Here is a 19879-nt window from a genome sequence, read left to right as displayed (position 1 = left end):
CCACTCCATGTCACCAACCCATACTGGATCAAGCACGTTGAAACCGTATCGCCATTTCCCAATGGCCAGCCTTGCCACTGCCATTGCAGTGAGCGCCTGCTTGATGGGTGCCCAAGCCTCCGAATCATCGCAGCCACCAGCATCGCCGGCTGAAATCAGCAGCCAGCAAACCGAGCCGACGGCTGCCGACTACTCTCGGCCTGCGCAGGAAAGAGTCGCGTCCATGACTGCGCTGCGGCAATACCTGAAGTTCAAGGATGAAGTCTGGGAAACCCAAAGAGCCCGCCAGAGCAATACCTTTTGCTTCGTGCAGCAGCGTCCCGACCATCCGTCCGATCCCGAACCGAACGTGTGGATGGTCTGGCTCAATGGCGGCGAGATCGTCAATATGGGCTGGCATCTCTATTCGCCCAAAACGCTGACGAAAGAAGACGCCAAAGCGGATGGTGAAAGCCTAGCAAGAATGAAATCCATCAAGCTCGCGATCGACGTGCGGGAAACGGCCCAGGAAATCTACGGTAGCAGCTTCCTCGTCGAACGCGCCTGGGTGAACAGACTGCTGGCGCAGTGCAAGGCCAAGGGCCGCACCATCAAAGTGGCTCCTGCCCGATAGCCGCATGCCGCATATCGGACACAACCGCTTTCCCGGGCCATGCCGTGTCAGGCAAGGCCGTCGCCTGCTCGCAAGGTGTCTGCTGGCCACCCTGGCGGGATCGGCCCTGCCTTTGCTGGCAGCGCCTGAAAGCGGGCGGGCCTCCGATTTCTCGCGTCCAGCGCAGTCCCTGATTCCTTCTCCAGCCGCCCTGCGTATCTATTTGAAGAGCCGCCAGGCATCGACTGGCCACGGAAAGCCTGCAGCCCTCCAGCGCTTTTGCTTCGTGCAACAGCACAACCGCAGCGCAGTCCCTGCGCGATCGTCGGTCTGGATGGTCTGGCTCGAAGGTCGCCAGATCGCCAATCTGGGACAGCGCCGCTTCACCGCCAAACCATCGCCGGATGAAGCGCAATGGGATGGCGATGCCTTGTCCGAAGCCAAGACCATCCACCTCGCCGCCGACGTCCGTGAAACGGCGCAGGAAATCACCGGCAGCAGCTTCCTCGTCGAACGCGCCTGGGTCGACCGGCTGCTGGCGCAGTGCCAGGCCAAGGGCCGCAAGGTCGAAGTCCGCCCCCTCCGCTAGCCGGCATTCCCGGCCCCCATTCATCCACTCTTTTTCCGCACCCAAGACCCATGACAGAAATCAGCCGCCAATCCCTCTTCGGCAAACTCAACCCGCTGCTGTTCAAGTCGCTGGAAGGCGCCACCGTGTTCTGCAAGCTGCGCGGCAATCCCTATGTGGAGCTGGTGCACTGGCTGCACCAGCTGCTGCAGGAAAACGATTGCGACCTGATCCGCATCCTGCGCCACTTCGACATCGCCTCTGACCGCCTGGCGGCCGACGTGCTTCGCCGCCTGGACCAGCTGCCGCGCGGCGCCACCTCGATCAGCGACTTCTCCGAGCACATAGAAACCGCCATCGAGCGCGGCTGGGTCTATGCCACGCTGATGTTCAACGACAGCCAGATCCGCAGCGCCTATCTGCTGTCGGGCATGGTGCGCACGCGCTCGCTGGCCAATGAGCTGCGCTCCATCTCGCGCGAATTCGACAAGATCTCCGAGCCCGCGCTCAGCGATGCCTTCGCCCGCCTGCTGCCCGACTCGCCCGAGGCACGCATGCGCGCGGCCGATGGCAGCGGGCTGGAAGGCACGCCGGGCGAAGCCAGCCAGGCCACGGGCGCCGCACCCGGCCAGGGCGGTGCGCTGCAGCAGTACACCGTGGACCTGACGGCCCGCGCCAAGGCGGGCGAACTGGACCCGGTCACGGGCCGCGACGACGAAGTGCGCCAGATGGTGGACATCCTGCTGCGCCGCCGCCAGAACAACCCCATCCTGGTGGGCGAGGCCGGCGTGGGCAAGACCGCCGTGGTCGAAGGCCTGGCCCTGCGCATCGCCCAGGGCGACGTGCCGCCGCCGCTGCAGGGCGTGGAGCTGCGCGTGCTGGACGTGGGCCTGCTGCAGGCCGGCGCCAGCATGAAGGGCGAATTCGAGAACCGCCTGCGCGGCCTGCTGGACGCCGTGCAGTCCAGCACCACGCCCATCGTGCTCTTCATCGACGAAGTCCACACCCTGGTGGGCGCGGGCGGCCAGGCCGGCACGGGCGATGCCGCCAACCTGCTCAAGCCCGCCCTGGCGCGCGGCACGCTGCGCACCATCGGCGCCACCACCTGGGCCGAGTACAAGAAATACATCGAAAAAGACCCGGCCCTGACCCGCCGCTTCCAGCTCGTTCAGGTGCACGAGCCCGACGAGCCCCGCGCCGTGGACATGCTGCGCGGCGTGGCCGCCAAGCTGGAAAACCACCACCAGGTGCGCATTGCGGCCGACGCGGTGGCCGCGGCCGTCAGCCTGTCGCACCGCTACATTCCCTCGCGCCAGCTGCCCGACAAGGCTGTCAGCCTGCTGGACACGGCCTGCTCGCGCGTGGCCATGGCCCTGCATGCCACGCCCGCCCAGCTGGAAGCCGTGCAGCGCCGCATCGAGGCCCTGGGCGTGGAGCAGGAAGTGCTGCTGCGCGAGGCCGCCCTCGGCCTGCCCACGGCCGAGCGCCTGCAGGCGCTGGAAACCGACCTGGCCAGCCTGCGCGACCGCCAGGCCACGCTGGCCGAGCGCTTCGGTCAGGAAAGCGCGCTGGCACGCCACATCCTGGAAACCGAGGCCGCCCTCATGGGCCTGAAGCCGCCCGTCTTCTCCACCGGCGCCGCCGCAGACCCGTCCGCTGCGGCACCGGAGACGGCCGCCGAAGCCACCGCAACCGAACCTGCCGAGCCCCCCAGCGTGGCCACGCTGGAAGCGCTGCGCCGCCAGCTCGCCGAGCTGCAAGGCGATGCCCCGCTGCTGCAGCCCGTGGTCGATGCCGGCGTGGTCGCCGCCGTGGTGGCCGAATGGACCGGCATTCCCGTGGGCCGCATGGTGCGCGACGAGGTGCAGTCCGTGCTCTCGCTGGCAGACACGTTGGAGAAGCGCGTCATCGGCCAGCGCCACGGCCTGGAGGCCATCACGCGCCGCATCCAGACCTCGCGCGCGCGGCTGGACGACCCGGGCAAGCCCATCGGCGTGTTCCTGCTGGCCGGTCCCTCGGGCGTGGGCAAGACCGAGACGGCGCTGTCCCTGGCCGAAGCCCTGTATGGCGGCGAGCAAAACCTCATCACCATCAACATGAGCGAGTTCCAGGAGGCGCACACCGTCTCCACCCTCAAGGGCGCGCCACCGGGCTACGTGGGCTACGGCGAAGGCGGCGTGCTGACCGAGGCCGTGCGCCGCCGCCCCTACAGCGTGGTCCTGCTCGATGAAATCGAAAAGGCCCACTCCGACGTGCACGAGATGTTCTTCCAGGTCTTCGACAAGGGCTGGATGGAAGACGGCGAGGGCCGCTACATCGACTTCAAGAACACCGTCATCATCCTGACCTCCAACGTGGGCTCGGACCTGATTGCCAACATGTGCCGCGACCCGGACCTGGCGCCCACGCCGGAAGGCCTGGCCCAGGCCGTGCGCCAGCCGCTGCTGCAGACCTTCCCCGCCGCGCTGCTGGGCCGCCTGACCGTCGTGCCCTACTACCCCATCTCCGACGCCATGCTGGAGCAGATCATCCGGCTGCAGATGCTGCGCATACAGCGGCGCATCGAGGAACGCCATGGTGCGCAGTTCAGCTTCGACGAAGCCGCCGTGGACCTGGTGCGCCGCCGCTGCAGCGAGGTCGAGTCCGGCGCGCGCATGGTGGACGGCATCCTCACCCAGAACCTGCTGCCGCGCATGGCCACCCACTTCCTGCAGGCCACCGTGGAAGGCCAGGAACTGCAAAGCCTGCACGCCGGCGCCAGCGGCGACGACTTCACGCTGGACGTGCGCACCCGCGCTGCGGAGCCCGCATGAGCGGGCGCCGTCTTCCACGCGCCACCACGGCAGTGATTGCCGCCGCGCTGCTGGCCGCCCCGGCCGCGCAGGCGCTGGACCTGGGCGCCATCGGACAGGCTGCCGACACCGTGCAGCGGGCCTCGGGCGCCGCCACGGCCGGCCAGCAGGCGCTGGAGGCCGGCCGCAGCGCGGCCAGCACGGCCACCAACGCGGCCACCGGTGCCGCCAGCGAGGCCCGTGCCTGGTGGGATCGCAACCAGGCCCAGCCCGAGGCGGCACAGTCACCGCCCTCCGGCGCCGCCCCCGTGCAGGACGACCAGGGCGGCCCACGCCGCGTCATGGCCGTGCTGGGCGACGCCTGGACGGACAGCGCCCGGCGCAGCCAGGCCGTGGTCGCGCTCATGGACCAGGGGCCGTACCTCGTGCAGCGCCAGGCCGCCCATGTGGCGCCAGCCAAGTCGCAATGGCTGGCCCTGCCGCGCGGCGACAGCACCGGCGTGGCCATCGAACTGCCCGGCGACCCCGAAGGCACGACCTATGACCTGTCCACCGGCCGCGCGCGCCCCGGTGGCCGGGGCGTGCGCATCTTCGCCCTGTCCGTCCACGCCGACGTGCCCCAGCGCGCGGGCCGGCGCAGCCTGGACGCCATAGAGCAGCACGCCATGCTGCGCGCCAGCTCGGTGCGCACCGAATGGCCGCGCCAAAGCGGCGACATCCTGGAGCCCACGGGCGGCAAGCTGCTGGTCTGGGCCAGCGATGCCACGCAGCGCTTCCCTTCCGGCTTTGGCGCCGACGGGCGCCTGTTCACCGCCGACGACCCCATGGTCACCCTGCCGCGCGGCTACACCGTGGTCACGCTGGAGCCTCAGGGCCTGCGCTTCGACCGCGCCCGGGAAATCGCCCTGGCCTTCCATGCCGTCCAGCCCGCGCAGGACATCGACCTGTCCCGCCTGGGCGCAGGCGATGCGGCCCAGGCCCTCATCGGCCTCATTGCCGAGCGCCACCCGCTGGCCGCTGCCAGCGGCTTTGATGCCGGCAAGCTGCGTGCCGACTACGGCCAGCGCCTGCAGACCGCCGCCGAGCGCGGCGACAGCGCCGCACAGGCCCAGGCCCTGGCAGAAATGGGCCAGCGCCTGGGCGATGGCCAATACCGCGTTCTGCTGCCCGGCGGGCAGGCCTGGCCTGCCCGCACAGACCGGGGCCTGTCCCCGCAGCTGCTGGCACGCGGCAGCGTCAACCTGCCCATGCCGCGCACCTGGCTGCGCGAGGACGGCCGCATCGCCATCACCAGCGTGGCGCCAGGCTCAGCCGCCGCCAAGGCGGGCCTGCAGCCCGGCAGCGACATCCTCGCCATCGAAGGGGAAAGCCCGGCACGCTACCTGGACCGCATTGCCCCCGCCTCGCTGCGCGCCGGTGCCGACGCCCGCCGCGCCGACCTGCTGGCGCTGGACCTGGGCACGCCCGCCACGCTGAGCCTGCGCACCGCAGCCGGCGCGCCCTCGGCCAGCCAGGAGCAGACCCTGCGCCTGGACGCCGCCCCCGCCGCAACCACGGCCCTGCCTGCGGCCGAGCCCGCCCTCGCCTCCTTCCTGCTGCGCAGCGCCCAGGGCGGCAACCTGGCCTACATCGCCCTCGACAGCTTTTCCGACGGCGCCACCGGCCAGCTCAACCGCTGGGAGGGCGCCCTGGCCGCAGCCACCCAGGCCAGGGTCACGGGCCTGGTCATCGACCTGCGCGCCCATCGGGGCGACGACGCCTACCAGTTGGTGCCCCACATGCTGGCCTCGCTCTACACGCGCGACAAGCCGCTGCGCATGCAGGACGCCGCCCAGCGCCTGTTCGACCCCGCTGCCCGCGTCTGGCGCAGCCGTGGCGGCCTGGGCCTGCCGGCCCAGCTGCCGCTGGCCGCCTCGGGCACGCCCTTCACGGCCCCCGTCGCCGTGCTCACCAGCCCCGGCTGCGCAGGCCCCTGCGAACTGTTCGCCGCCTGGCTGCAGCACAGCCAGCGTGCCGACATCGTCGCCACCAGCGCCACGGCCGGCGCCACCGGCCCGGCCACGCGCGTGCACCTGCCGGCCGGCTTCATCGTGCAAGTCCCCCTGCTCGCAGAAACCGGCCCCGCTGGCGGCAACAACACCGCCGCACAAGCCCAAGGCGTGACCCCGCGCCTGCGCGTGCCCGTGGACGCGGCATTCACCGCCTCCGTCCAGGCCGGTGGCGACCCGCTGCTGGACGCCGCCGTACTCCACCTGGATCGCAGCCGCGCCGCGCAGGCGTCGCGCTAGACCCACAAGCCCTTGCCGCCATGCCACCGCACCTGACCCCCGCCCGTTTCGTGACTTGCGCAGTCATGGCTGCCAGCGCGCTGGCAGCGGGCTGCTCGTCCAGCACCGACCAGATGCGGGTTGCCCTCGCTACGCCAGTTGCGGCCAAGGCACTCGATCCCGCAGATCCCACCGACCGCAGCCAGTACCGCTACCTGTATGCCGTGTACTGCAATGGCCGGGTGGATCGACTCGATCTGAAGAACCAGGCCAAGACAGGCAGTTTTCAACTGTCAGAGCGCAGCGGCAGCCCTACGGCCATTGCGGCGCTGCCACGGCCAGGAGTTCGACCTGGCGGCTGCCTTGCCCGCCCTGTCGTCACGCAGGATGCACAGGGAAGCAGTGACGGATTGGTGAACATCATCGCCAGCAGCCGGCTGGACCCCGATGCGGACGGCCGCAAGCCCTACCAGTTGCTGACCTTCGCCCTGCCGGGCTGGACGCTGCAGCAAGCGCGCAATCTGGGCAGCTTCGATGCATTGCCCCGCCTGGCACGCGCCGCTGATGGAGCCCTGGCCGTGCTGCCCCAGGACAAGGACCCGGCCGCCTCCATGGCCGCGCAGGCCCGGGCCCGGACGGCCGCGGATGCGATGGCCTGGACCAGCGCCCAGGCATGGTCGGCAGGCAATGTGCTGTTGATCTATGCCTTGCCCGGGCAGCGCGGCATGGGCGCCGCGCTGGCACTGGGCGCCGAGGCGCGCATCGTGCACCTGGCCGAGTTCCGCAGCGGTGGCAACGACATCCCGCCCGACCTGCATCTGGCTCCGGGTGGCCGGTTCGTGCTGGCCAGCCTGAAGCGCTCCGTCCCTCTGGGCGAGGGTCTGCGCAAGGTCGAAGCCACCGGGGAGCTACGGCTGTATGGCGTGGATGGCCGGCAGACCCGGGCGTTGAACCAGGCCAGCCTGGCCGGCAGCGTGCTGGCCCGGAGCCGGCCAGGCTCGCTGGATCCGGACCAGCCCAGAACCGACAACGACTGGTTCAACGTAGCCCTGACGCCGGGCGGCCTGGCGGTTTTCACCGACCGGCGCGGCAACTACCAGTTCATTGCGCTGGGCCAGCCCTTCGACAGCGACCCTGTCATGGATGACGCCCAGGATGACGCCGACGGCGCCCGTCCAGGGCTGGTGTACGCAGCCCGCTAGCAGCAGAGGACCTTCAAGCCACCCCATGCAAGCCCTTCATCGACCGGCGCACGCAGGCCCCGCCATCCAGGCCTGAAGCCCCGACCCCTCTTCCACCCCAAGCACCGCGAGATCCGACACCATGACACGCAGAGTCACCATCAACACCCCCCTGGCAGACCAGCTGCAGCTGCGCCGGCTGCAGGGTCGCGAGGAAATCAGCCATCTGTTCGCCCTGGAGATCGACCTGCTCAGCGAAAGCGACAGCATCGATCCCAAGGCCCTGCTGGGCAAGGGCGCCACCGTGGTGGTGGAGACCCAGGACGGCGGCAAACGCTACATCGATGGTCTGGTCACGGCCTTTGGCATGCGCGGCCAGGACGAGCACCGCAACTTCCTGTACCGCGCGCGCCTGTCGCCCTGGCTGTGGCTGGCCACGCGCCGCAGCGACTTCCGCATCTTCCAGAACAAGACCGTGCCGGACATCATCAACGAGGTCCTGGGCATCTACGGCCACCCCATGCAGCAGCGCCTGACGCGCTCCTACCGCACCTGGGAGTACTGCGTGCAGTACAACGAGACCGACTTCCAGTTCGTCTCGCGCCTCATGGAGCACGAGGGCATCTGCTACTACCACCAGCACAGCGCGGGCCAGCATGTGCTGACATTGGGCGACGACATCGTCGCCTCGCACGACCCGCTGCAGGGCGGCGCCGTCATCCCCTTCCACCCGCCCGGCAAGGCCGCCGTGGCGCGCGAGGAATGCATACACGCCTGGGAACTGCACCAGCGCGTCAAGCCCGGCCGGCACTACAACGACGACTACGACTTCAAGAAGCCCCGCGCCGAGCTGTCCAACATGCGCCGCAACCCGCCCGGCCATGCGCACGACGCCTACGAAATCTACGAATGGCCGGGCGGCTACACCGAAACCGGCGACGGCGAGGACTACATCCGCGTGCGCCTGCAGCAAAGCCTCACGCGCCAGAGCACGGTGCAGGGCAGCTCCAACCACCGCGCCATGGCGCCGGGCTACACCTTCACGCTGGACAACTACCCGCGCGGCGACCAGAACCAGGCCTACCTGGTCACGGCCGTGGACTACGCCTTCGAAGAAAACCCGCGCGTCAGCGACGGCGGCAGCGGCGAGGGCTCGACACAGAAATTCGTGCTCCAGGCCCAGCCCACCAGCCTGCCCTTCAAGCCCGAACGCATCACCGCCAAACCACGCACCACGGGCCCGCAGACCGCCGTCGTCGTGGGCCCCGCAGGCGAAGAGATCTGGTGCGACCAGTACGGCCGCGTCAAGGTGCAGTTCCACTGGGACCGCATCGGCGGCATGAACGAGAACTCCAGCTGCTGGATGCGCGTGGCCACCAGTTGGGCCGGGCCGGGCTTTGGCGCGGTGCACATCCCGCGCATCGGCATGGAAGTCATCGTGGACTTCCTCAACGGCGACCCGGACTACCCCATCGTCATGGGCTGCGTCTACAACGCCTCCAACATGCCGCCCTGGGCGCTGCCGGCCAACGCCACGCAATCGGGCATCAAGACCAGATCCAGCAAGGGCGGCGCACCGGGCGCGGGCATGAAGAACGGCCAGGGCGACGCCAACGCCATCCGCTTCGAGGACAAGGCCGGGCAAGAACAGTTGTGGCTGCATGCGCAAAAGGACCAGCTCACCGAAGTCGAGAACGACGAGGACAAATGGGTGGGCAACGACCGGCGCAAGACCATCGACCGGGACGAGACCAACGTCATCCACCGCGACCGCACCGAGACCGTGGACCGCGACGAGACCATCACCGTGCACAACAACCGCACGGAGCGGGTGGACCACAACGAGAAGATCAGCATTGGCGACAACCGAAATGAAGACGTCGGCATCGACGAGAACATCTCCATCGGCAAGAACCGCAGCAAGACCATAGGCCGCAACGAGAAGGACAAGATAGGGAACAACTGGTCGATCAAGGTGGGCAGCTTCAAGACAGAGACCATCGGACTGGCCTACATGCAGAACGTGGGCCTGGCCAAGATCGTGAACATCGGCGCCGCCTACAACGTCAATGTGGGCGCGGCCATGGTGGTGAATGTGGGGCTGAGCCAGAGCACGACGGTGCTCATGAACCGCAGTGTTTCAGTGGGTCAGAACCAGTCCACCAGCGTGGGCAAGAACCGCACCGACGACACGGCCGACAACCATACGGCGACGGTCGGCAAGAACTCGGCCACCACCGTTGGCGAGGTGCAGACGATCACGGTGGGCAAGGAAATGGCCATCACCGTGGGCGACGCCATCGAGATCAAGTGCGGCAAGGCCGTGTTGCGCATGACCAGCGACGGCACCGTGCAGGTCAACGGACAGACGATCTCCATCAGCGGCAGCTCCAAGGTGACCGTGTCGTCTCCGGACAGCCATATCAACCCCGCTTGAAGGAAATCCCATGGCAATCCCACAAGCACGCATTCCTGTCGAACCGTCCGATGACGGCAGCCTGCAGCACGCCGTGTCGAACGTACAGCTCCTGGCTGGACGAGTCATCGAAGCTCAGGAACAAGACCTGTATCTGGTGGCCCTTGCGCAAGACCCCGTGGTTTCGCTTCAGGCTCCCGCTGGCGTTCTGCTTCCGGAACTGGTTCCCGGAGACGAGGTCCTGCTCGCAGTCCTGCCCACCGGGCGGGCCACCATTACAGCCGTTCTCTCGCCTTCTCCTGCAGCGCCGTGGGGGCAGCGTGCCATCCGCCTGCAGTCGCAGGACTGCATCACGCTCAGTTGCGGGCAAGCCACGCTGAAGCTGACAGCCCAGGGCCTTGTCCGTCTGGTCGCACTGACGATTGAGCAGGACGCGCGGGACCTGCTGGATCTGGATGCGGCCGAAGTCCGCATCAACTGAAGGCTGGATCAGAGATGGACCTGAACGCTTTCGAGACCACGCAGGACATGCCCTGCAAGCGTGTGCCGCCATATGAGCACCAGATGCCCATGCTCGGGTTCAATGATCAGCGTATCGAATTCGGGACTTGCAGCGCCGCGCTCACCACGCATCACCCAACTGAGCTGCGGACGGATAGCAGGAATGATGGTCTCCCCCTCGCCCTCGGCGCTCAGGTGGACCCAGGCAACCCTCGTTCCCGCCCGTACCTGGTCCCGCCTGAATTGCATGCGCGGATGGGCGCAGTTCCATGCAGCCGGATCAAAAGAGGCCGGCATGCGCGAGAGAAGGCCCGGCGACTGTTCAAGCTCCCGAGCCGCATAGCTGCCCCACAAGGCACGACGCGGCAACCAGCTGCGTCCTATGCAGCCAAAGCCGGCTGGCGAAATCCGGTCGGCTGGCGATCGGAGCGGGTCATCGGCCCATTCGAGCTGATGCATCGGCGCTCCGTCCTGGGGAAGGCCTGCACTGAAGCCCGCCCCCACCGGATTGGGGCCGTGAAATATTTCGGGGTTTTCTGCATCCGCACCGCCAAAGGCGAGGTTGTAGGTCAGGGGAACCTTGAGCGCAGGCTCCAGCTCCTGCACCACAGGCACCAGCCCCATCTTGCGGCGCCAAACGCGCTTGCCAAAGACGCGGATGACGCGGTTTTCGCCGCCAATGGCCAGACCCGCGTCGAAACGTGCCACAGCCTTGCCGCCAGGTGCATGGGCATGGCCATTGAACAGAACATCCACGCGGGATTTCAGCGGGGCGATATCGGCCTCGTGGCGCACCACGTGCCCGCTCCCATCAAAGGACTCATCACCGCGAAACACCGGCACCGCCTTGCCCTGTGCCACTGCGCGGCCCGCGAAATCCAGCGTGGCCTTGATCACCACGGTGGAGCACAGGCCGCCGTCGGCGCTGTGTCCCGGCAGTATTTCCGCAGCAAACGGCGTCAGATTGTCCAGCATCGCTTGGGTTCCTCCTGGGCGGCATTGTCCCTGATGCAATGCCGCTGCGACGTAGCGACCAGCCTCTTTTCATCATGACCGTTATTGAACTCCCCATTCCCCGGGCCATCGACATCCCCGTCATGGACGGGCAGGCGCCCCGCTTGGCACGCACGCTGGTAACGCAGTACTGGCGCCGCTCCCAGTTGCTGCAGCGCCCCGCGTCGCGCCCCGACGCATTTGCCGTGTTCGACGACAGCATCGTGCAGGCGCTGAGTGGCCTGAAGCAACACCTGATGCACGCACCCGAGCTGGACCAAGCCTGCCAGCAGGCCATCGAAACAGCTGGCGCTGAAATCCTGGATGAGCCCTCCCGCATCTTCGCGCTGGCCTGCCTGCAAGCCCTGCACCTGCAACGCAAGCACGTTCACGATGGGCTGGAGCGAACGCTGGGAGCCCATCTCCAGGCCCAGCCGAACGCGGTCTTCAACGCCATGCGGTTTTGCTTTGACAACACCGTCGCCGAATACTTCACCTGGCTGCTCTCCCAGGAACAGCACAGGCAGAGCGCGCCATTGGCACAGTTGCTCCAGCGCCTCGCAATTTCCCGGCCGGCTGTCAGCGACGAATTCGCACAAGCCATCTCTGCATGGACATCCGGTCTGCCGGGCGGCGTGGCGGCCCTGTGTGATTGGCGATGCACCGGGCGTGGCGATGAAGCCAAGGCCATCGCAGCCACGCAACAAGACAGCGATGCGCAGGCTGCCTTGCTGGCACTGGCGCTCATGGGCAGCCGGCAGGAAACGCCTGTGGCACGCACTCTTTTGGCCCGGATGCCGCATTCCACCGTGGCCTTGGCCCTGCTGGCCGCCAGGGATGGACATGCGCTGGCAAGCGCCTTGCGGGAAGGCCGGCATCCCCAAATGCCCTGGGGCCTGCAGGTATATGCGGCCTCGCTTGTGGGAGACATTCCTCTGCTTCGCCAGCTTGCTGCCCATACGGCCTGGGAGGATGAAGAGGCCTGCCGCACCTTGGCTGACGCCACGGCCCTGCTTACAGGAGAGCCTGCCGATATCGCCTTCGACATGGGCAATGAGGCATCCGGCCGTGCCGCCTGCGTGGATGCTGCCCTGGCCGCGCTTCCTGTTTCAGGCCCTGCACTGCGTCTGGGCCGCCCTCGCACACAGGTGGTTCTGCAAGAGTCCTCGGCCATGGTGGGAGCGCCCTTGCGACGACTGCTCTATCTGGAACACCTCTCACGCGTGGGCGCAGCGCTGTGGATCGAGGCCGACGATCTGGCCGTCGTTCAGGCCCTGGCCTGCAGCACGGCCTCCGTGATCGAACGTGCGGCATTCAACATCGGCAGGGCACAACCATGAACCCTCTCGTCATCGCGGCCACTGGCGCATGCACCCCCATCGGGACCCGGGCCTGGCAGACCGGCTGCGGCTTCACTGCACGCCAGTCGAGCTTTACCCGGCAGGCCATCACCGGTCAGGCCGAGCACCGTGCCACCGTATCCCGGGTGCAAGCCATTGATGCAGCCTGCAAAGGAACGGAACGCCTGATCCGGCTCGCAGCCCCTGCCCTGCACGAAGCGTTGCGCGGCCAGCCGGCGCCTGCCGCAGGCTGGCCGCTGCAGCGGCCCATCCCCCTCTTCGTGGCACTGCCCGACTCCTTGCCTGAACTGCCGGGCTGGATAGACACCGGCCGATTCGCACTGGAGCTTCCCCGCGCACTGGACCTCGCCGCAGAGTTCCTGCCCATCAAGGTCTACCCGGGCGGCGCAGTGGCAGGCGCCGATGCGCTGTCGCAGGCCTATCGTTTCATGCACGACAACCCCTCGGTGCCCGAAGTGATCATCGGCGGAGTGGACAGCTTCGTGGACACGGAGATCGCGGACGTGCTCTACCAGCGTCGCTGGGCCAAGGTCAACGGCGTGTGCGAAGGCTTCATTGCCTCGGAAGGCGCAGCCTTTGTACGGCTGTCCCGCAAGCCGGCCACTGCAGATTTCGTCACGGTCTATCCACCATTCTTTGCAGACGAGCCACGCTCACGCCTGGACAGCGACACCCTGCCCGATGGCCGCGCACTGATCGAGGCCAGCCACGGTGCGCTGAAGGCAGCGCACATGCCGGTCAACGCCCTGCACTCCTATTGGTCCGACATGGATGGCTCGGCATGGCGGGGCGCAGAGCTGGCCAGCCTCTCCGCGGCGCTGGCGTCAAAGGGCGGCCTGCCGCAAGCCCAGGACCCGGCAGCACTGCTTGGTCAAATGGGCGCGGCCTGGGCGCCTCTCATGCTCAGCCTGTTCCATGAGATGCGCCAGTGGCTGACGCACCCCGTCATGCCGTCGCCCCTGGCAGGCCACGCAGGCCTGCTCACGGTCACCGGGCTGAACACCCGCGTGGCCGCCTGGAGCGCCACCTGGAATCGCCATGCCCGCACGGCAGGAAGATCTTCCGCAGCCGGGCGGCGCCAATCCTCCATTTCCCAAGAGTCCTGAGTCCATCCATGGCCACCTACGTCAACGACCGCCGCGCGATCCACGAAGGCCGCAATCCGGCCATGATTCCTGGCCCGATCAACCCCGTCTTTCCCAAGCCCCAGGGACCACCGGTTCCCATCCTCAACATGGCCCATGGCCCGGGACTGAAGAACGGCACGGCCACGCTCAAGATCGATGGGCACCCCGTGGCCGTTGCCGGCAGCCGCTTCGAGTCCATACCCGCCACGCCCGACAAGGTCGGTGGCATCGCGGGCGTGCGTTCCGGCGTTGTCGGCGGCGCGGCCGAACCCACCAGCTACAGCAGCGATACCAAGTTCGAGAGCCGGGGCAGCGTGCGGTCCTTCGACACGACCAAAAGCAACGCCATGGTCATCAATCCTGGCTGGGCCATGCGCCTTGCCATGAAGGCGCTGCCCGGTCCCTATGACCAATTGGCGCAGAAGGTGATCGAAAAGCTGCCGGGCGCCTTCTCCAGCCAGCTGTCGGCCCTTGGAGAAAGCCTGACCGATCCCAGCGCGCTGATCGGACCCGCCCTCAAGCTCGTGGGCAAGCTCATTCCCGGCGTCAACCTCGTCGTCGGAGGGGCCGCCATGGCCCAGGCGGCCGAGCAAGTCGCCGAACTTGCCCAGGAAATCCAGGAGCTGCTGACACCGCCCCTGACCGACGAAAAAATCGACCAGATCGCCGAAGTGATCGCCGATGGCGTGGCCGCCATCACCATTGGCTTTGTCCTGGGCAAGATCGCCCAGCGCGCCAAGTCGCGCCGCAACCCCGTGGCACAGCGCACGGACAACAGCGTCAATCCCAACACGCAGGGCAACATCATCGATAACGCCTCCAAGGGAAGCATTGCCACGCCACCGACCTGCGAGCTGGGCACATGCCATCCCGTGATCTTTGCCACAGGCACCAAGATCCTGCGCGACACGGATTTCGAATTGCCCGGCCCCATGGCCCTGACCTGGCAGCGGTACTACCGCTCCAGCGACCGCCGCCCCGGCTGGCTTGGATGGGGATGGAGCACGCCCCTGTCCACCGAACTGGTGCTGGTCCACGATGCGGTGCACTACTACGACGCCCGCGGGCGCCGCATACAGCTGCCCGTGATTGCCGCCGGGACCAGCCACGTCGACCCGCGCGAAAAAATCACCGTGACCCACCACCAGCAAGGCGGCTGGAGCGTTGAAAGCGCCGATGGCACCCGGCACCTGTTCGCCCCCCCGGCCACCGGCCAATGGCGTCTGCCACTGGTGCACCTGATGGACCGCAATGGCAACACCATCAGCCTTCACTACCCGGCCTACACCGCCACAGGCATCGATGGCCGCGCGCCCCGCCCGCTGGGACTGACCGACAGCGCTGGCCGCAAGCTGCGTTTCACCTGGAGTGAAGACCTGGGCCCCTCCGGCCCGCTCCTGCAGGAGATCCACCTGGAATCCCGTGTGATCAACGGTGTGGAACAGGTCGGCGGCCTGCTGGCACGCTATGCCTATGGGACGGATGGCAACGTCCCGGATGACGCCCACGCCAACCTCCAGTCCGCCACGGATGCCATGGGCGGCGTGGCGCACTATCGCTATCGCCAGCACCTGATGGTGGCCTACAGCAGCCGCACCGGTTTCACCTACCACCAGGAATGGAGCCGGCTTGACGCGGGCGGCCGCGTAGTGCGGACCTGGACCGACGAGCCCGGCACGCTGGACACCCGCTTCGACTACGACCTGGGCCGCCGCACCACCCATGTCACCGACGCCCTGGGCCGGCGCAGCAGCTACGAATACAACGCCCGGCATGAGGTCATCGCCATCGTCGAACCCGGGCCGGATGGCCAGCCCGTCCGATCCGAGACGCGCATGGACGCCGCCGGCAACCCGCAACAGGCGCGGGACGCCATGGGCCGCACCACCCGCTGGCAATTCGACGGCCAGGGCAACCTGCTGGCCGTCACGGACGCATCAGGTGCTACCACCCGCCTCAAATACAACCAGCTCAACCTGCCCGAAGAAGTCACCGACGCGCTGGGCCATGTCTGGCGGCAGGCCTACGACGCCCAGGGCAACCTGGTCGAGCGCCTGGACCCGCTCGGCCACGCCACGCGCTGGAAATACGACACGCGCGGCCTGCCCGTCGCCATAGAAGACGCGCTGGGCAAAACCCGCCATCTGCAGTGGGACGAAGCCGGACAGCTCGTGGCCTACACCGACTGCTCGGGCCAGGTCACGCGATATGCGTGGGACATACTGGGCAACCTCGTGGCCTCCACCGACGCCCTGGGCCAGACCACGCGCTACCTTCACGACGCGCTTGGACGCCTGCGCCGGATGTGGGGCGCTGATGGTTCCGAACATCACTATGCCTACGACCCCCAGAGCAACCTGCTTTCCTACACCGACCCGCAAGGCGCCATCACCCGCTACACCTACAACGGCCTGGACCAGCCCGTGGAGCGCCGCGATGCGCTGGGCGGCACGCTGCGCTACCGCTATGACGCCGTGGGCAGGCTCATCGCCCTGCAGAACGAAAACGGCGCCGTCACCAGCTTCACCTACGACGCCGCAGACAACCTGATCGAGGAAACCGGTTTTGACGGCCGCATACAGCGCTACCGCTACAACGCCGCCAGCGAACTGACCGAACTGCACGAGCGCGATGCCCACCTGCCCCCGGATACGCCCTACGATCCACGGCCCGACGCAGCCCTGCCCAAGCGCACCCTGTTTCGCAGGGATGTGCTGGGCCGCCTTGTCGCCAAGATCCACGTGGGCAGCGACGCGGCAGGTAATGGAGACGGAGGAACCACCACCTATGGCTACGACCTGCTGGGCCGCATGCTGCATGCCAGCAACCCCGATGCACATGTGCGCTTCGCCTACGACGCTCTATCGCGGCTGGTGGAAGAGACCCAGGTACACATGGCGCCCAGTGCAGACGAGCAGGCGCTGGCGACCTACAGCTATCGGCACGCCTACGACGCGCTGAGCAACCGCACGGACTGCTGGCTGCCCGGGGGCCGCCACGTCCAATGGCTCTACTACGGCTCGGGCCACCTGCACCAGATCCTCGCCGACGGCCAGGTGCTCAGCGACATCGAACGCGACGCCCTGCACCAGGAAATCGAACGCACCCAAGGCACGCTGACCAGCCGCTATGGCTGGGACCCCATGGGCCGCCTCACCTCGCACAAGGTCAGCCAGCAAGGCGCACTCCAAGGTCAGCCCGGCAGGCCTTCACCCCAGGCCCTCTGGGACCGGGACACTCCCCTGCCCTCCGGCCAGCGCATCGCCCGCCTGTACCAGTACGACCCCACAGGCAACCTCGTCGCCACGCGCGACGGCCTGCGCGGCGACAGCCAGTACCGTTACGACGCCCTGGGCCGCATCCTCGCCGCCCAGAAAAATGCTGCCGGCGGATCGCCTACCTCGGGCCGGAACCTGGAAACCTTCGCGTTCGACCCCGCAGGCAACCTGCTCAACCCCAACCGTGGTGGAGACCTCAGCAGCGGCGGCACCAGCAACGAACGCGAACAGGTGCCCACCAACCGACTCGCCGTCTACCAGGACCTGCGCTTCCAGTACGACCTGCACGGCAACATCGTGGAGCGCCGCATCGGCTGGCACACCGTGCAGCGCTTTCGCTACAGCGCCGAGCACCAGATGCTCGAATCCACGGTCACGCGCTACCACGACAGGCCCGAACCGAAGATCGCCGGATCGAACACGCAGCCAGAGCCTGCCGCCACCGTCCAGACCACGCGTTACCGCTACGACGCGCTGGGCCGGCGCATCGACAAGCACGATGCCTTCGGGCGCACCACCTTCCTCTACGACGGCGACCTGCTCGCCGGAGAAATCCGTGGCTCACGCCTGAGCGAATACCTCTACGAGCCCGACAGCTTCGTGCCCCTGGCCAAGCTGGAATCGGAATGGCGGGGTGAAGAAAACCGCAACGCACAGGCAGAAGCGGACCAAGCCAGCTTCGCCACCTACTACTACCACTGCGACCAGATCGGCGCCCCCCAGGAGCTCACCGACGAAACCGGCCGCATCGTCTGGGCCGCCAGCTACAAGGTCTGGGGCCAGACCCAGCAGTTGCAGTACCTGCGCACCGGCACGGACGATGCAGCGGTGTTCACCCACGACCAGCGCCCGCTGGCCCTGGCCGCCCAGGGTGAGGTACAAAGTCTGGCGCTGGTGGAGCAACCGCTACGGTTCCAGGGACAGTACTTTGACGGCGAGACGGGGCTGCACTACAACCGGTTCAGGTATTACGATCCTGTGGTGGGAAGGTTTGTGCATCAGGATCCGATTGGGTTGTTTGGCGGTGAAAATTTCTATTTGTATGGGGCCAATCCAATGGAATGGATTGATCCTGCTGGTCTATCAACCCATCGAAATAGAATGGATCGGGTAGCAGGTAAATCTCCAGATCATCAAACACATCACAAAGTACCACAAGATATTTTTAACAAAAGACCTATTCTCAACTGCATAGACAGACACGCTTTAGAGAATCTTATCAATTTACCCAAGAAAACAGGGCAATTTGGAGGAAAGAAGGGAAAATGGTTTGGAAAATCCACCCACAATACTAATCACAATGACTATTCCGACGCCATATTATCTGCAATAGATAGAGAAATAGCATCATCGGGCGGATGTCCCAAGCAACTCTCAAAAAGAGTAAATGAAATGCAGGATTTCTTACACAAAGAGTTAAAAAAAGGAACGCCAATAATGAAACGTGAAGGATCTACATTCAAACTTTGGGACGATCTCTTGAAAAAAGGAGGATTCTAATGACGACCATAACTGATTTTCCGGCAGATGTGCAGGAGATTTTAATTTTCATGAGGGATCATAAATTTCTCAGCACTATATATAAAGGCAGTGATAAAAATACAGAAATTGTCACAAATATACAGACGGCCTTAGAAATATATACAGATCAGGATATCAAAAAACCCTATTATTTTTTACAAGATATATTCTCCTCCGCACAAAAGAAAATTGATATTCCACCTCCACCCAATTATTTAGAAAAATTTGCAATACACCGAGACTCGGAAAATTATTACGAAAAAATAACAAATAACAACAAACATCTTATTATTGAATTAGGTATAGATGACGATGATTATGAATTTCTAATGAATATATTTTATGAAGATTTGGTGTTTTGCGCAAAATCCAGATTATTCTCCGAGGAAAAAATAGATTTCTTTGAAAGAGTATTTAAAATATATAAGTCATCGGGATTTCCTTGTGGTTGGAAAGGTAGTAGTAATCCGAACAAAGGTAGTTTTGTGGTTTATTCCAAGAATTAAATTCTTGTCCAATTGAAAATTGATTCGCAAAAAACTGTTTTCAAACGATCATCACCCATGAAATTTAATTTCATTGAGTTGAAATCGCAGAAAACTAGATTTTGCAGAACTCCTCTCAAGAAGCCTGTGCGTACGTAGGCTACTGACAGCCACGACGCACTGGGCCGGCGAATCGATAAGCACGATGCCTTCGGGCGCACCACCTTTCTCTACGGCGACCTGCTCGCCGGGGAAATCCGTGGCTCACGCCTGAGCGAATACCTCTACGAGCCCGACAGCTTCGTGCCCCTGGCCAAGCTGGAGTCGGAATGGAAGAGCGAAGAAAACCGCAACGCGCAGGCAGAAGCGGACCAAGCCAGCTTCGCCACCTACTACTACCACTGCGACCAGATCGGCGCCCCCCAGGAACTCACCGACGAAGCCGGCCGCATCGTCTGGGCCGCCAGCTACAAGGTCTGGGGCCAGACACAGCAGCTGCAGTACCTGCGCACCGGCACGGACGATGCGGCGGTGTTCCCCCACGACCAGCGCCCGCTGGCCCTGGCCGCCCAGGGTGAGGTACAAAGCCTTGCGCTGGCGGAGCAACCGCTACGGTTTCAGGGACAGTACTTTGACGGCGAGACGGGGCTGCACTACAACCGGTTCAGGTACTACGATCCTGTGGTGGGGAGGTTTGTGCATCAGGATCCGATTGGGCTGGAGGGGGAGAAAATTTATATCACTATGGAGCGAATCCTTTGGATTGGATTGATCCTGAAGGACTCAGTACCCACCGT

General features: G+C 65.5%; 12 protein-coding genes and 1 pseudogene. 12 read left to right on the top strand and 1 reads right to left on the bottom strand.

What is annotated here, in order from left to right; all coding sequences use genetic code 11:
- Positions 1 to 7 precede the first annotated feature (7 nt).
- The 7 genes from IB269_RS07910 (at position 8) to IB269_RS07880 (ending at position 10297) form a co-directional block, all read left to right on the top strand.
- Positions 8 to 613 carry a hypothetical protein gene (locus IB269_RS07910; protein ID WP_225613994.1) on the top strand — a complete coding sequence of 202 codons (606 nt, stop codon included), beginning with the start codon at positions 8 to 10 and terminating at the stop codon, positions 611 to 613.
- Positions 614 to 617: 4 nt separating this feature from the next.
- Positions 618 to 1181 carry a hypothetical protein gene (locus IB269_RS07905; RefSeq protein WP_192366838.1) on the top strand — a complete coding sequence of 188 codons (564 nt, stop codon included), beginning with the start codon at positions 618 to 620 and terminating at the stop codon, positions 1179 to 1181.
- Between the two features lie 50 nt (positions 1182 to 1231).
- Positions 1232 to 3973 (top strand): type VI secretion system ATPase TssH, encoded by a 2742-nt coding sequence (gene tssH / locus IB269_RS07900; RefSeq protein WP_192366837.1) that lies wholly within the window; start codon positions 1232 to 1234, stop codon positions 3971 to 3973.
- Positions 3970 to 6240, top strand: a complete 2271-nt coding sequence (locus IB269_RS07895) for a S41 family peptidase (protein ID WP_192366836.1) — start codon at positions 3970 to 3972, stop codon at positions 6238 to 6240. Before tssH ends, IB269_RS07895 begins: the two co-directional genes overlap by 4 nt.
- Before the next feature lie 65 nt (positions 6241 to 6305).
- Entirely contained in the window at positions 6306 to 7421 is a 1116-nt protein-coding gene (locus IB269_RS07890) for a hypothetical protein (RefSeq protein ID WP_225613993.1), read from the top strand.
- A 121-nt stretch (positions 7422 to 7542) separates the two neighbouring features.
- Positions 7543 to 9837, top strand: coding sequence for a type VI secretion system Vgr family protein (locus IB269_RS07885; RefSeq protein ID WP_192366834.1), 2295 nt, complete (start codon positions 7543 to 7545; stop codon positions 9835 to 9837).
- Between the two features lie 10 nt (positions 9838 to 9847).
- Positions 9848 to 10297 carry a hypothetical protein gene (locus tag IB269_RS07880; RefSeq protein WP_034393912.1) on the top strand — a complete coding sequence of 150 codons (450 nt, stop codon included), beginning with the start codon at positions 9848 to 9850 and terminating at the stop codon, positions 10295 to 10297.
- A gap of 8 nt (positions 10298 to 10305) precedes the next feature.
- Here IB269_RS07880 and IB269_RS07875 read toward each other — a convergent pair whose 3' ends face one another.
- Complete coding sequence (locus tag IB269_RS07875) at positions 10306 to 11292, bottom strand: DUF2169 domain-containing protein (protein ID WP_192366833.1); 987 nt, start codon at positions 11290 to 11292, stop codon at positions 10306 to 10308.
- Positions 11293 to 11477: 185 nt separating this feature from the next.
- Here IB269_RS07875 and IB269_RS07870 point away from each other — a divergent pair, with 185 nt between their 5' ends.
- The 5 genes and pseudogenes from IB269_RS07870 to IB269_RS07850 form a co-directional block, all read left to right on the top strand.
- Positions 11478 to 12650 (top strand): hypothetical protein, encoded by a 1173-nt coding sequence (locus tag IB269_RS07870; protein ID WP_225613992.1) that lies wholly within the window; start codon positions 11478 to 11480, stop codon positions 12648 to 12650.
- Positions 12647 to 13777, top strand: coding sequence for a 3-oxoacyl-ACP synthase (locus IB269_RS07865; protein WP_192366831.1), 1131 nt, complete (start codon positions 12647 to 12649; stop codon positions 13775 to 13777). The genes IB269_RS07870 and IB269_RS07865 overlap by 4 nt, the downstream gene beginning before the upstream one ends.
- A gap of 8 nt (positions 13778 to 13785) precedes the next feature.
- Positions 13786 to 18576: an RHS repeat-associated core domain-containing protein gene (locus IB269_RS07860; RefSeq protein WP_192366830.1), complete on the top strand. Its 4791-nt coding sequence runs from the start codon at positions 13786 to 13788 to the stop codon at positions 18574 to 18576.
- Positions 18576 to 19103 carry a hypothetical protein gene (locus tag IB269_RS07855; protein ID WP_192366829.1) on the top strand — a complete coding sequence of 176 codons (528 nt, stop codon included), beginning with the start codon at positions 18576 to 18578 and terminating at the stop codon, positions 19101 to 19103. Before IB269_RS07860 ends, IB269_RS07855 begins: the two co-directional genes overlap by 1 nt.
- Before the next feature lie 363 nt (positions 19104 to 19466).
- Positions 19467 to 19870, top strand: a pseudogene (locus IB269_RS07850) (RHS repeat-associated core domain-containing protein); the annotation flags it as partial.
- Positions 19871 to 19879 lie beyond the last annotated feature (9 nt).

The organism is Delftia sp. DLF01, from assembly GCF_014852125.1.
Classification (GTDB): domain Bacteria; phylum Pseudomonadota; class Gammaproteobacteria; order Burkholderiales; family Burkholderiaceae_C; genus Comamonas; species Comamonas acidovorans.
This window is presented reverse-complemented; position numbering and strand designations above follow the sequence as displayed.